Raw genomic sequence first — 14,083 nt, 5'->3', positions numbered from 1 at the left:
GGCGCCGGACCACGGCGTGCGCCGTCGCCCGAGCGGTGCGGCGCTCGGTGTCGCGCGCGGAGGTGCCGGGACGCGTCAGCGGTCGTGGCGGGTGAGGCCACGGTGGCGCAGGGCCATCGCCTCGGCGCCGCGCTGGTCGCCCCGGATCACGGCCTCGACCAGGTCCACGTGCACCTTGAGCCGGTCGGCCGACCCCTTGCGGAAGTCTTCGGCGGTTATCGCCTGGCTCAGCTCGCCGCTGATGTAGTCGACCAGCCGGGTGTACATGGTCCGCAGCAGCACGTTGGGCGAGATCAACGCGAGGCGGCGGTGCAGGTCCCAGTTGCAGCGCTGGGACTCGGCGGGGTCCGGCCAGGTTTCCCGGAGCCGGCCGAGCAGTTCGGTCAGCTCGGCGATGTCCTGCTCGGTGCGGTGCGCGGCGGCGTCCAGCGCCACCTCCTGGTCGAGCACGTCGAGCACGGCCAGGCAGTGCGTGACGGAGGCGCCGTCGGCGCCGAGCTGGAGCATGTCGTGGCCGAGTCGCACCAGCGGCGACTGCTCGGCGACGAAGATCCCCCCGCCCGGCCCCGGCCGTACGTCGAGGACTCCGCGCAGCCGGAGCACGCGGATGGCCTCCGCGAGCGTCGCCGAGGCGACGCCGAACTGCTGGCGCAGGTCCTCCTTGGTGCCGAGGCGGTGGCCCGGACCGAGAGAGCTGCTGCGGATGGCCTCCTCCATGCGCTCGACCAGCGTCTCGGCGATCGACGACCGCGCGTCGCTCCGGTCGAAAGTTACCTGGGTGACGGTGTCTGCGTCCTGCATGTGGGCTTCTTTCCAGGTGGTCTGGCGGTCCGTCAACTGTAGGGCCGTTCCGTGTCGGCCGCGCGTCAGGCAATCACACAAATCATACAAATGGTTGACATGCTCCTTTGGAGGACTGTAATCATAGCAATGATTTAGGTTAATCGGTCGTCGATCGATCGGGGGGACCTCGTCCCGCCCGGGCATGGAAGGGAGTGCGATGGGCTCGATCGTCCTCGCGGCGAAGATCACGCATGTGCCGTCCATCTGGCTGTCGCTGCAGACCGGCACCAAGCACGAGGGGATCCGGCAGAACGCCGTCGACGGCCTGACCGAGCTCGGCCGCCGGGCCCGGGAGCGCGGCGCCGACACCTTCCTCGTGATGGACGTGCACTGGCAGAACAACGCCGGGTTCCACCTGAACGCCCGGGAGCGGATCGCGGGCAGCTACGCCTCGCACGAACTGCCGCACTTCATCTCGGGGCTGGGCTACGACTATCGCGGCGCGCCCGACCTGGCCCGGCTGGCCGCCGCCGAGATCCGGGCGAGCGGGCTCAAGGCGCTCGCCCACGACATCCCCGACCTCGGCTTCGAGTACGGCACGCTCGTCCCGATGCACCTGATGAATCCCGGCGGGGACCTCGCGGTGCTGTCGATGGGCGTCAACATCTACGCCTCACTGGAGGAGCAGCGCGAGGTGGGCCGGGCGCTGCGCCGGGCGATCGAGGCCGGTGACCGCAGGGTGGCGCTGCTGGCCAGCGGCTCGCTGTCGCACGAGTTCCCGCCGAACGCGATCTCCGAGACCAGGCTCAACGCGCACACCAACGAGTTCAACCGCCAGGTCGACCTGCGCGTGCTGGAGCTGTGGCGCGAGGGCCGGATGGCCGAGTTCCTCGCGATGCTCCCCGAGTACGCCAAGCGCTGCCACGGCGAGGCGGGCATGGGCGACACGATCATGCTGTTCGGCGCGCTCGGCTGGGAGGACTACCGGGGCCGGGGCGAGCTGATCGGCGATTTCTTCGGCAGCACCGGGACCGGCCAGGCCAATGTCGACTTCTCCCTGTGAGCCCGGCGTCCCCGCTCACCTTCCCGACTCTTCGAAAGGAGCCCGCATGCTGACGGGAACCGCCTACGGCCGCGCCGCCGCCGCGTACAACCCCGAGCTGACGCTCGTCGGGCCCGGCACCCCGGCCGGAGAGCTGCTACGCCGCTACTGGCAGCCGGTCGGCCTGGCCGGCGACGCCACGACCACGCCCCGCGCGATCAGGATCCTCGGCGAGGACCTCATCCTGTTCCGCACCCGCAGGGGCGTGCCGGGACTGGTCCACCCCAACTGCGCGCACCGCGGCAGCTCGCTCTACTACGGCAGGGTCGAGGACGAGGGCATCCGCTGCTGCTACCACGGGTGGTTGTTCGGCACCGACGGCGCCTGCCTCGACCAGCCGTGCGAGCCGGACGGCGGGCGCCACCGCGACCGCGTCCGCCAGCCGTGGTACCCGCTGCACGAGTGGGCCGGACTGATCTTCGCCTACATGGGCCCGCCGGACCGGATGCCGGTCTTCCCGCGCTTCTCGATCTTCGAGGACCTGGCGGAGGGCGAGAAGCTGGTCGCCGACGACCGCAGCGTCGGTTCGGGCGGTCCGGTCATCGTGGACTTCAACTGGCTGCAGCACTGGGAGAACGTGATGGACCCCTTCCACGCGCCCATCCTGCATGGTTCGTTCTCCGGTGTGCAGTTCGTCAAGGAGATGGGCGTGCTGCCGGAGGTGGAGTGGGAGGTCACCGACCACGGCGTGCGCAGCATCCAGGACAGGCGGCTGGACGACGGCCGCGTCTACCGGCGCCGCACCCAGGTGGTCTTCCCCAACCTGCGCGTCGTGCCCAACCCGCGCCTCGAGGTGCTCGGCCCGGCCGACTCCATCGGCTGGGTGGTGCCCATCGACGACACCACCTTCCGCATCTACTCGGTCTTCCGCACCCGCGACCCCGAGGCCGTCGCGAGGATCCGGACGCTCTTCGACGGCCGCCCCTGGGCGGAGCTGACCGAGGAGGAGCACCAGCGCATGCCGGGCGACTACGAGGCGCAGAAGAGCCAGGGCGACATCGCCGTCCACGCGGCCGAGCACCTGGGCACCACCGACCGGGGCGTCGTCATGCTCCGCAGGTTCCTCAAGCGGCAGATCGACGCCGTGGCCGCCGGCCATGACCCGGTCGGCGTGGCGTTCGACGAGGAGAAGGCGCTGATCCAGCTGGACGCGGCCGCCTTCATGACGGAATGAGCCCGGCCGCGATGAACACCCTCCGGGTGCGCGCCATGACCTGGGAGGCCGACGGCGTCCTCTCGGTCACCCTGGCCGACCCCGGCGGGTCCGCGCTGCCCCGCTGGGCCCCGGGCGCGCACGTCGACCTCGTTGCCGAGGGCGTCCCGACCCGGCAGTACTCCCTCTGCGGCGACCCGGCCGACCCCTTCTCGTGGCGCGTCGCCGTACTGCGGGAGAAGGACAGCAGGGGCGGCTCGGCCTTCGTGCACGAGACGCTCCGGCCCGGTGCGCTCGTCGGCTTCTCCGGCCCGCGCAACAACTTCCCGCTGGTCCCCGCCGAGAGCTACCTGTTCGTGGCCGGGGGCATCGGCATCACACCGCTGCTGCCGATGGCCCGCGCCGCCGCGGCGGCCGGTGTGCCGTGGCGCCTGCTGTACGGCGGGCGCACCCGGGCGTCGATGGCCTTCCTGCCCGAACTGGCGCGGTACGGCGGGCACGTCACGGTCCGGCCGCACGACGAGCACGGCCCGCTGGACCTGGACGCGGCGCTGGCCGGGGCACCGGGCGCGACGGTCTACTGCTGCGGCCCGGAGCCGCTGCTGGCCGCGATGGAGGAGCGCGTGCCCGGTGTGCGCCTGGAGCGGTTCAGCCCGCGTCCCCGGCCCGAGGCCGCCGAGCCCGGCGCCTTCCAGGTGGTGCTGAAGCGCTCGGGCGTCAGCCTGCCCGTCCCGGCGGACCGCACCGTGCTCTCCGTGCTGGAGGAGGCGGGGATCGAGGTTCCCACCTCCTGCCTGGAGGGCGTGTGCGGATCATGCGAGACCACCGTGATCGAGGGCGAGGTGGAGCACCGTGACTCCGTGCTCACCGAGGCCGAGCGCGCCGCCGGCGACACGATGTTCGTCTGCGTCTCCCGCTGCCGCTCGCCCCGCCTGGTCCTCGACCGATGAATCCCCAAGGAGACCCATGAACATGACGGGCGGCGAGGCTCTCGCCCGTTCGCTGGCGGCCAACGGCGTCAGCCGGATATTCGGCATCCCCGGCGTGCAACTCGACCACGCCGCGGACGCGCTCTACCACGCGGCCGACGACATCGCCTTCACCTGCGCGCGCAACGAGCAGGCCGCCTCCTACATGGCCGACGGCTACGCCCGCTCCACGGGCCGGCCCGGCGTCTCGATGGTGGTGCCGGGACCGGGCATGCTGAACGGCCTGGCCGGCCTCGCCACCGCGTACGCCTGCTCCTCGCCGCTGCTCTACGTCTGCGGCCAGATCGACTCGAAGGCGATCGGCAGGGGGCTCGGCGCGCTGCACGAGATCCCCGACCAGAGCGGCGTCCTGCGCTCGCTCACCAAGTGGAGCGGCCTGGCGTACCGTCCGGAGGACATCCCCGGCCTGGTCCATCGCGCCTTCGCCGAGATGCGCTCCGGCCGGCCCCGCCCGGTCGGCCTGGAGATCCCGCCGGACGTACTCGCCGCGAGCGCCGACGTCGAGATCCCCGGCGCCGCCCCGCACGCGCCCGTCGTCCCCGACCACAAGCTGATCGACGCCGTCGCCGAGCTGCTGCGCGGCTCCCGGAAACCGGTGATCTACGCGGGTGGCGGGGTGATCGCCGCCGACGCGTCGGACGAGCTGCGCGAACTGGCGGAGATCCTCCACGCGCCGGTGGTGGTGAGCGAGAACGGCCGGGGCGCGATCTCCGCCAGGCACCCGCTCGCGTTCGACGCGCTGGCGTTCCGCCGGTTGCGCGAGGACGCCGACGTCGTGCTCGCCGTCGGCACCCGCTTCGTGACCGCCTTCGGCGCGCAGCCGGACACAGCCGGCGCCCGGCTGGTCCTGGTCAACGCCGAGGCCGCCGACCTCGGCGAGCCCCGCACCCCGGACCTCGCGGTGCACGGCGACGCGCGGCTGGTACTCGCGGCGCTGGCCGAGGAGCTGCGCGGAGCGGCCCGCGAGTCCCGCGCGGCCGAGTTCGACGCCGTGCGGGCCTGGTGCGAGGAGCAGTACGCCGACATCGCCCCGCAGCGGGCCTACCTGCGGGCGATCCGCGCCGCGCTCCCGGACGACGGGGTGCTGGTCAGCGAGCTGACCCAGGTCGGCTACGCCGCCAACACCTGTTTCCCCGTCTACCGGCCGCGCACCTTCCTCACCCCCGGCTACCAGGGCACGCTGGGGTACGGCTTCGCCACCGCGCTCGGCGCGAAGGCGGCCGACCCGGACCGGCCGGTCGTCTCCATCACCGGCGACGGCGGCTTCTCCTGGACGTTGCAGGAGCTCTCCACGGCGAAGAAGTACGGCCTGGCCACGGTGACGGTGGTCTTCAACGACGGCTTCTTCGGCAACGTGCGGCGGATCCAGAAGAACCGCTTCGGCGCCCGCTACTTCGCCAGCGACCTGGTCAACCCCGACTACGCCAAGCTGGCCGACGCCTTCGGCGTCGCCGCCGCCCGGGCGGACGGCCCCGAGGAGCTGGAGGTGGTGCTGAAGGAGGCGCTCACCGCGGGCGAGCCGGTGCTCGTCGAGGCTCCCGTCGGGGAGTTCCCCGGCCCCTGGCATCTCATCCACGAGGGCGTCCCGCGCCCCGCGCCGTTGGAGGCACCGTGATCGAGCGCAAAGACCTGTTGATCGGCGGCGAGTGGACCGCCCCGCGCGGCGACGGCACGCTCGACGTGGTCGACCCGGCCACCGACCGGGTGGCGGGACGGGTCCCGGTCGCCTCGGCCGAGGACGTGGACGCCGCCGTACGGGCCGCCGCGGCGGCGTTCCCGGACTGGTCCCGGGTGCCGATGGCGGAGCGGGTCGCGCTGGTCGAGCGGATCAGGGCCGGAGTCGAGGAGCGGCGCGAGGAGCTGGCCGGGCTGCTCACGCTCCAGATGGGCACGCCCATCACCTTCGCCAGGCAGGCGCAGCTCGGCGTGGCGCTGGCCGACCTCGACGAGATCGTCAAGGCCGGGCGCGGTTACGTCACGGAGGAGGTCCTCGGCGGCGCCCTGGTCGTGCGCGAGCCCGCCGGCGTCGTCGCGGCGATCACCCCGTGGAACTTCCCGCTGCACCAGATCGCGCTCAAGGCCGGTGCGGCCCTCGTGGCCGGATGCACGGTGGTGCTCAAGCCCAGCGAGCTGACACCGCTCGACGCCTACGTCTTCGCCGAGATCGTCCAGGCGGCCGGGGCGCCCGCGGGTGTGTTCAACCTGGTGCCGGGCGACGGGCCGGTCACCGGGGAGGCGCTCGCCGCGCATCCGCTGGTCGACGTCGTCACGCTGACCGGATCCGTACGGGCGGGGGCGCGGGTGGCCGAGCTGGCGGCCCGCACGATCAAGAAGGTGACGCTGGAACTCGGCGGGAAGTCGGCCGGCATCGTGCTCGACGACGCGGACCTGACGTCCGTCGTCCCGCAGGCGGTCGGCGGGTGCTTCGCGAACGCCGGGCAGATCTGCGCCGCGCTCACCCGGCTGCTCGTCCCCGAGCACCTGCTGGAGGAGGTGGAACGGCTCGCGGTCGAGGCGGCCTCCGGGTGGGTCCCCGGCCCGCCGTCCGACCCGGCCACCAGGATCGGCCCGCAGGCGTCGCGGCGGCAGCAGCGGATCGTCCAGGGCTACGTCTCCGCCGGGATCTCGGAAGGGGCGCGGCTCCTCGTGGGCGGCACCCCGATGGACGGGCCGGGCGCCTACGTCACACCGACGATCTTCTCGGGGGTGCGTCCCGAGATGACGATCGCGCGTGAGGAGATCTTCGGCCCGGTGCTCTCGATCATGAGCTACGCCTCCGAGGAGGAGGCCGTCGCCATCGCCAACGACTCCGAGTACGGGCTGTCCGGCGGGGTGTGGTCGGCCGACCCGGCCAGGGCGCTCGCGGTGGCCCGCCGCCTGCGTACCGGGATGGTGAGCGTCAACGGGGCGGGGCTCAACGTGGCGGCGCCCTTCGGCGGTTACAAGCGGTCGGGTGTCGGCCGCGAGGGCGGGCGCTACGGCATCGAGGAGTTCCTGGAGACCAAGACCGTGGTCGGCACCTGACCGGAGGCGTCACCCGAGACGTCACGAGTCGTGCCGTAGTCCCGCGCACGATCACAACAACGAACCGTTAATCATAATCATTGATTTGGCCGGGGTGGCCGGGATCGCAGGGGTCCGGATCACCGGGCCGGTGAAGCGCTTCGGAGCCCGGTCCTGCCCGGCCGAGGCCGCCCGGCGTCCCCGGGCCCGGAGACCGTCCCCCGGGCCCCGTGACCGTCGGGTCCGAGGACGCCTTCGGCTCTCCCCGGGTCGAGCCGCACCACCGAGGCCGAGTCGCGACAAGGAGCACTTCCCGTGACACATCCGATGGGGCTCGCGCCGTCGAAGATCATCGCGGTGCACCTCAACTACCGGAGCAGGGCCGAGGAGCGGGGCCGTCTCCCCGAGGCCCCCTCCTACTTCCTCAAGCCGCCCTCGTCGCTCAGCCACTCGGGCGCCCCCGTGGTACGGCCGCGCGGCTGCGCGTACCTCGCCTTCGAGGGGGAGATCGCGGTCGTCATCGGGCGACGGGCGCACCGGGTGGGTGTCGCCGACGCGCTCGGGCACGTGGCGGGCTACGCCGCGGCGAACGACTTCGGCGTCTACGACCTGCGCCACGCCGACCGCGGATCCAACGTCCGGGCCAAGGGCTCCGACGGGTTCACCCCCGTCGGCCCCGCCCTGCTCGACGCCCGCGAGGTGGACCCCGGCCGCCTCACGTTGCGCACCTGGGTCAACGGCGAGCTGGTGCAGGAGGCGTCCACCGGGGAACTGCTGTTCCCGTTCGCGGTCCTGGTCGCGGACCTGTCCCGGCTCATGACGCTGGAACCCGGTGACATCATCCTGGCCGGAACCCCCGCGGGGTCGACCGTGGTCCGGCCGGGCGACGTCGTCGAGGTCGAGCTGGAGAACTCCGGCCGGCTGCGCAACGAGATCGTCGAGGCCGGCCACGACCTGGAGCCGATCGGCGCGATGCCCCGCGTCTCCGCCGCCGACCGGGAGGCCGCCCTCGGCGGCCGCGCCGCACTGGCCGCCGGTACGGCCGCCGTACCGGCCACCGGTCCGGCGCGGCCGGTGGTGCCCGAGGAGACGCTGGCCGCGCTGCGCACGGTGTCCACCGCCACGCTCTCCAGCGTGCTGCGGAAGAAGGGCGTCGAGCACCACTTCATCGAGGGCGTGCGCCCCGCCCGCCCCGACCTGCGGATGGTGGGCTTCGCGCGGACCCTGCGGTACGTCCCGCTGCGCGAGGACGTCTTCGCCGAGATCGGCGGAGGCATGAACGCGCAGAAGCGCACCGTCGAGGAGATCCGGCCGGGCGAGGTGCTCGTCATCGAGGCGCGCGGCGACCACGGCGCGGGCACGCTCGGCGACATCCTCGCCCTGCGCGCGCTGCGGCGCGGTGCCGCGGGCGTGGTGACCGACGGCGGGCTGCGCGACAGCCCTTCGTTCGCCTCCCTCGACCTGCCGTCGTACTACGGCGTCCCGCACGCCGCCGTGCTCGGGCGCAGGCACGTCCCCCTGGCGGGCAACGTGCCCGTGGCGTGCGGGGGAGTCCTCGTCATGCCGGGAGACCTGCTGGTCGGCGACGCCGAGGGCGTGGTGGTCATCCCGCCCGCGCTGGCCGTGGACGTGACCGCCGAGGCGGTCGAGCAGGAACGCCAGGAGCGGTTCGTCTACGAGCGGGTCGCCGCCGGGGAGAGCGTCGACGGCCTCTACCCGATCGGCCCGCGATGGCGGGCCGCGTACGAAGCCTGGGCCGCGGCGAACCCCGTTTCCGACTGATCCCTCTGTTTCCCCTTATTTCGTGAGAAGAGATGACGTGAAGTTCCGATCAGACCCCGCTTCCATCCGGGGCTCCGTCGCCCCCGTGGTCACCCCGTTCACCGCCGGCGGCGACGTGGACCTCGACGCGCTGCGCGGCCTGGTGCGCTGGCAGCTGGAATCCGGCTCGCACGGCGTTTCCCTGGGCGGCTCGACCGGAGAGCCCGGCGCGCAGAGCGCCGAGGAGCGGATCGCCGCGATGGAGGCCGCCGCCGAGGTCGTGGCCGACCGGGTGCCGTTCCTGCCGGGCACGGGGTCGGCGAAGCTGGAGGAGACCCTCCGCATCACCGCGGCCGCCCGCGATCTCGGCGCCGACGCGGCCCTGGTGATCACGCCGTACTACGCCCGCCCCACCCAGGAGGCGCTGTACGTCTGGTACACCACCGTGGCCCGGGAGTTCCCCGACCTGCCGATCGTGATCTACAACGTGCCGTCCAGGACGGCGGTCGACATCGACCCGGACACCGTGGCGCGGATCCGCCGCGACAACGACAACGTCGTCGGCATCAAGGAGACCACCAAGGACTTCGAGCACTTCTCGCGGGTGCTCCAGAAGTGCGGGCGCGACTTCCTGATGTGGTCGGGCATCGAGCTGCTCTGCCTGCCGCTGCTCGCGCTCGGCGGTGCCGGGTTCGTCAGCGCGGTCGCCAACATCGCGCCGCGCGCCGTCGCCCGCATGTACGAGGCGTGGACGGCCGGGGACACCGAGACCGCCCTCGACCTGCACTACGCCCTGCACCCCCTGGTCGACCTGCTGTTCGTGGAGACCAACCCGGCACCGGCCAAGGCGGTGCTCGAAAAGCGGGGCCTCATCCCGTCCGGCCACGTGCGCCCGCCTCTCGTCACGCCCACGGCGGCGGGCCTGGCCAAGATCGACGCTTTCCTCGCGCAGGGGAGCGACCTGCTCGCTAAGGAGCTGTACCACCGATGACCGACCACCCGGAACTGATCGAGCACTACATCGGCGGACGCCGGGTGCCGAGCCTGGACGGCGCCGCCGTCGACGTGCTCGAACCGGTGCGCAACACGCCGTACACCAGGGTCGCGGCGGGCAAGGCCGCCGACGTCGCCCGCGCGGTGGCCGCCGCCCGGGAGGCGTACGAGCACGGGCCGTGGCCGTCGGCGCGGGCCCGCGAACGGGCCGGGGTCCTGAACCGGATCGCCGACGCCATCGAGGCGCGCGGGGCCGTGATCGCCGAGATGGAGGCGCACGACACCGGTCTGCCGATCACCCAGGCGCGCGGGCAGGCGGCCCGCGCCGCGGAGAACTTCCGGTTCTTCGCCGACGTGATCGTCGCCTCCGGCGACGAGGCGTACAGCGTGCCGGGCAGCCAGCTCAACTACGTGACGCGCAAGCCGATCGGCGTGGCGGGCCTGATCACCCCGTGGAACACGCCGTTCATGCTGGAGACCTGGAAGCTGGCGCCCGCGCTGGCGTCGGGGTGCACGGTGGTGCTGAAGCCCGCGGAGTGGTCGCCGCTCAGCGCCTCGGTGCTCCCCGAGATCATGGAGGAGGCGGGCGTCCCCGCCGGGGTGTTCAACATCGTGCACGGCCTCGGCGAGGAGGCCGGGGCGGCGCTGGTGGAGCACCCGGACGTGCCCGTCATCTCGTTCACCGGTGAGACCACCACCGGCAAGATCATCATGAGGAGCGCGGCCGAGCATCTCAAGACCCTGTCCATGGAGCTCGGCGGCAAGTCCCCCGTGCTGGTGTTCGCGGACGCCGACCTGGAGGCCGCCCTCGACTCCGCGGTCTTCGGGATCTTCTCGCTCAACGGCGAGCGGTGCACGGCCGGGTCGCGGATCCTCGTCGAGCGGTCCGTGTACGAGGAGTTCACCGCCCGGCTGGCCGGGCGCGCGGACAACGTGCGGGTCGGCCCGCCCGGCGACCCCGCGACCGAGGTGGGCGCGCTGATCCACCCCGAGCACCACGCCCGGGTGCTGGACTACGTGCGGATCGGCACGCAGGAGGGCGCCCGCCTGGTGGCCGGGGGAACGGTCCCCGCCGAGCTGGCCGGCGGCAACTTCCTGCGGCCGACCGTCTTCGCCGACGTTACCCCGCGGATGCGGATCTTCACCGAGGAGATCTTCGGCCCGGTCGTCTGCGTCACCCCCTTCGACACGGAGGAGGAGGCGATCGCGCTGGCCAACGCCACCCGGTACGGCCTGGCCGGTTACGTGTGGACCGGCGATCTCAAGCGGGGCCACCGGGTCGCCGACGCGGTGGAGTCGGGGATGCTCTGGCTCAACTCGCACAACGTCCGCGACCTGCGTACGCCCTTCGGCGGAGTCAAGGCCAGCGGTGTGGGCCGCGAGGGCGGGCGGCACAGCATCGACCTCTACACCGAGCCGAAGATCGTGCACGTTGCCATGGGGGAGACCCATGTGCCCCGGTTCGGCGCCTGATATAGCTATTCGTCCACAAATGAGGAGATAAAATATGGATCCCGAGCTGGTGGCCGCGTTGGCCGGCGTCCCGAAGGCGGACTTCTCCGACCCGGCGGCGGCGCGCGCCCACGTGACGGCGTCCGTCCGGGCGAAGAAGGTCGAGGTCGAGGGCATCGACCGGCTGAAGGTCGAGGACCGGCTCATCCCGGGTCCCGACGGCGGCCCGGACGTCCCGGTGAGGATCTACACGCCGATCGGGGTCGAGGGCCCGCTGCCCGCCGCCCTCTACTTCCACTCGGGCGGCTTCGTGGTCGGCAGCGTGGAGGCCGAACACGCCGACGCGGCCGGGTTCGCGCTGGCCGCCGACGCGGTCGTCATCTCCGTGGACTACCGGCTCGCCCCCGAGAACCCGTACCCCGCCGGCCTGGAGGACTGCTACGCCGCGCTGGTGTGGGCCGCAGGCAACGCCGAGGAGCTCGGCATCGACGCCACGCGCATCGCGGTCTCGGGCAGCAGCGCGGGCGGCGGCCTGTCCGCCGCGCTCTGCCTGCTGGCACGCGACCGGGGCGGCCCCGCGATCTGCTTCCAGCTCCTGCTCATCCCCGAGCTGGACGACCGGCTGGACACCCCGTCCATGCTGGCGTCGGTCGACACCCCGATGTGGAACAAGCCGCTGGCGGAGATCAGCTGGAGGTACTACCTCGGTGAGGACCGCGGCCCCGACGTGCCGATCTACGCCGCTCCCGCGCGGGCCCGCACGGAGGACCTCGCCGGGCTGCCCCCGGCGTACGTCCAGACGGCGGAGCACGACCCGCTCCGCGACGAGGGCCTGCTGTACGCCCTGAAGCTGCTCCAGGCCGGGGTGCCGGTGGAGATCCACCAGTACGCGGGGACGTTCCACGGCTCCTACGTCATCCGCGCGGCCGCCGTCTCCGTACGGCAGGTCGAGGAGATGCGAGCCGCGCTGCGCCGGGCGCTGCGCGGCTGACACCGGGACGCAACAAAGGGCAGTGCTGTATTTAACACGCGCACCGTCCTTAACTATGGACACCCGGTTAAATCTAGGGAATCATACTAATCAATTAAACGGTCTCGCCTGAAGCGGGGCCATCTGATCCCTCTCGATCCCCCATCCGGTCGGGCTGCGCGGGTCCCCGTCGTGAAATCCCCGGCGGGACCCGCCGCGGAGGCGTCCCGGCCCGAGCGGGACAGACGCTGTGAGGAGACACGTGTGAAGAGGACCCATGGCACGGCTGCCCTCCTGGCACTGAGCGTGCTGACCCTGACCGCGTGCGGCGGTTCCGCGGGTTCCACCGCGGGAACCGCTTCGGGCGGCGGCGGTTACGCCACCGGGGCCACCCTGACCATGGCGATCCCGGCGGACCCCGGCAGCCTGCACCCGCTGCTCAACGCCACCGGCGAGGCCGCGACGGTGAACGCTTTCACCTACGACCAGCTCATCGGGATGACCGGTGACGGCAAGCTCGTCCCCCAGCTCGCGGAGAAGTGGGAGTCCACCCCCACCGAGGCGACGTTCACCCTCAGGAAGGGCGTCACCTGCGCGGACGGCACCGAGCTGACCGCCGGGACGGTCGCCGACAACTTCCGCTTCGTCGCCGACACCGAGAACGGCTCGCCGTTCATCGGCGCGTACGTTCCGGCCGGCGTGCGGGTCGAGCACGACGACGCCGCGGGCACCGTCACGATCACCTCGAAGGAGCCCGCCAGCTTCCTCGCCCGGATGGTCGGCCTGATGCCGATCGCCTGCGCCAAGGCGCTGAAGGACCCCAAGGCGGTCACCGCCACCGCCGAAGGAACCGGCCCCTACAAGCTGACCGAGGTCAAGCCGGGCCAGAGCTACACCCTCGAACTCCGCCAGGACTACGCCTGGGGACCGGACGGCGCGACCGCGAAGGCCGAGGGCCTGCCCGCCAAGGTCGTGCTCCAGGTCGTGCCCAGCCAGACCACGGCCGCCAACATGCTGATGTCCGGCCAGCTCACCATCGCCAACGTCAACGGCCCCGACCGGACCCGCGTGGCGGCCATCCCCGGCGTGACGACCGTGGACATCCCGACCCGGCCCGGCCTGGTCTTCTTCAACCACACCGAGGGCAGGCCGGGCGCCGACGCCGGTGTCCGCAAGGCTCTGGCGATGGCGATGGACCGTTCCGCCCTCGGCAAGGTCAGCTCCGCCGGGCTCGGCCGGCCGCTGACCACCCTGGTCACCTCCGACCCGCCGCCCTGCACCGGACGCCCGGTCGACGACGTGGTCCCCGCCCACGACGTGGAGGGCGCCAAGGCCGCGCTCGACGCGCTCGGCTGGAAGCCCGGCGCCGACGGCGTGCGGGAGAAGGACGGCAAGCGGCTGACCGTCTCCCTTCTCTACCCCACCAGGGACGGCGCCTCGCTGGCGTCCGCGGTCGAACTGCTCGCCCAGCAGTGGAAGGCCGTCGGCGTCGAGGTCACCCCCAAGCCGGCGGCCGGAGCCCAGGTGACCGACGTGCTGTTCAAGACCAGGGACTTCGATGTCTCCTGGACGCCCATCGACACCGAACTGCCCTCGATGTGGACCGGCATCCTGTCCGGGCCGACCCCGCCGAACGGCGGGAACTTCTCCGGCACCGACAACGCCGAGTACCGGCGCCTGTCCACCGCGGCCCAGAGCAAGGAGGGCGACGCGAGCTGCGGCGACTGGATCGACGCCGAGCGCGCCCTGTTCAAGGAGGCCGACCTGGTGCCCGTCGTCGTGAACACCAACTCCTACTTCGGCAAGGGCGCCGAGTTCCGCATGGCGAAGGGCCTGATCGTGCCGACCAGCATCCGGATGCTGAAGGGCTGAGACCT

General features: G+C 72.4%; 11 protein-coding genes. 10 read left to right on the top strand and 1 reads right to left on the bottom strand.

Annotation, left to right across the window (positions count from 1 at the left end):
• Nucleotides 1-75: 75 nt before the first annotated feature.
• Nucleotides 76-801: a FadR/GntR family transcriptional regulator gene (locus tag ABD841_RS25595; RefSeq protein WP_344976851.1), complete on the bottom strand. Its 726-nt coding sequence runs from the start codon at nt 799-801 to the stop codon at nt 76-78.
• A gap of 199 nt (nt 802-1,000) precedes the next feature.
• Between ABD841_RS25595 and hpaD the strand changes: the two genes are divergently transcribed.
• The 10 genes from hpaD to ABD841_RS25545 all read left to right on the top strand — a co-directional run bounded on the left by hpaD (nt 1,001) and on the right by ABD841_RS25545 (nt 14,078).
• Nucleotides 1,001-1,846, top strand: coding sequence for a 3,4-dihydroxyphenylacetate 2,3-dioxygenase (gene hpaD, locus ABD841_RS25590; protein WP_344976848.1), 846 nt, complete (start codon nt 1,001-1,003; stop codon nt 1,844-1,846).
• 46 nt (nt 1,847-1,892) lie between these two features.
• Entirely contained in the window at nt 1,893-3,059 is a 1,167-nt protein-coding gene (locus ABD841_RS25585; protein WP_344976845.1) for a Rieske 2Fe-2S domain-containing protein, read from the top strand.
• A gap of 11 nt (nt 3,060-3,070) precedes the next feature.
• Nucleotides 3,071-3,988, top strand: a complete 918-nt coding sequence (locus ABD841_RS25580) for a PDR/VanB family oxidoreductase (RefSeq protein ID WP_344976842.1) — start codon at nt 3,071-3,073, stop codon at nt 3,986-3,988.
• 16 nt (nt 3,989-4,004) lie between these two features.
• Nucleotides 4,005-5,642 (top strand): thiamine pyrophosphate-dependent enzyme, encoded by a 1,638-nt coding sequence (locus tag ABD841_RS25575; protein WP_344976840.1) that lies wholly within the window; start codon nt 4,005-4,007, stop codon nt 5,640-5,642.
• A complete protein-coding gene (locus tag ABD841_RS25570) occupies nt 5,639-7,051 on the top strand; it encodes an aldehyde dehydrogenase family protein (protein WP_425582039.1) in 1,413 nt (470 codons plus the stop codon). Before ABD841_RS25575 ends, ABD841_RS25570 begins: the two co-directional genes overlap by 4 nt.
• A 294-nt stretch (nt 7,052-7,345) precedes the next feature.
• The gene (locus ABD841_RS25565; protein WP_344976837.1) at nt 7,346-8,812 is read left to right on the top strand and encodes a fumarylacetoacetate hydrolase family protein; all 1,467 of its coding nucleotides are present in this window, start codon (nt 7,346-7,348) and stop codon (nt 8,810-8,812) included.
• Nucleotides 8,813-8,849: 37 nt separating this feature from the next.
• The gene (dapA, locus tag ABD841_RS25560; RefSeq protein WP_344976834.1) at nt 8,850-9,782 is read left to right on the top strand and encodes a 4-hydroxy-tetrahydrodipicolinate synthase; all 933 of its coding nucleotides are present in this window, start codon (nt 8,850-8,852) and stop codon (nt 9,780-9,782) included.
• Nucleotides 9,779-11,257, top strand: a complete 1,479-nt coding sequence (gene hpaE, locus ABD841_RS25555) for a 5-carboxymethyl-2-hydroxymuconate semialdehyde dehydrogenase (protein ID WP_344976831.1) — start codon at nt 9,779-9,781, stop codon at nt 11,255-11,257. Before dapA ends, hpaE begins: the two co-directional genes overlap by 4 nt.
• 34 nt (nt 11,258-11,291) lie before the next feature.
• On the top strand, nt 11,292-12,227 hold the full coding sequence (locus ABD841_RS25550; protein ID WP_344976828.1) for an alpha/beta hydrolase: 936 nt from the start codon (nt 11,292-11,294) through the stop codon (nt 12,225-12,227).
• Between the two features lie 243 nt (nt 12,228-12,470).
• Complete coding sequence (locus tag ABD841_RS25545; protein WP_344976825.1) at nt 12,471-14,078, top strand: ABC transporter substrate-binding protein; 1,608 nt, start codon at nt 12,471-12,473, stop codon at nt 14,076-14,078.
• Nucleotides 14,079-14,083 lie beyond the last annotated feature (5 nt).

This window comes from Streptosporangium fragile, assembly GCF_039534445.1.
Classification (GTDB): Bacteria; Actinomycetota; Actinomycetes; order Streptosporangiales; family Streptosporangiaceae; genus Streptosporangium; species Streptosporangium fragile.
The sequence above is the reverse complement of the archived record's forward strand: the minus strand, read 5'-3'. Positions and strand labels throughout refer to the sequence as shown.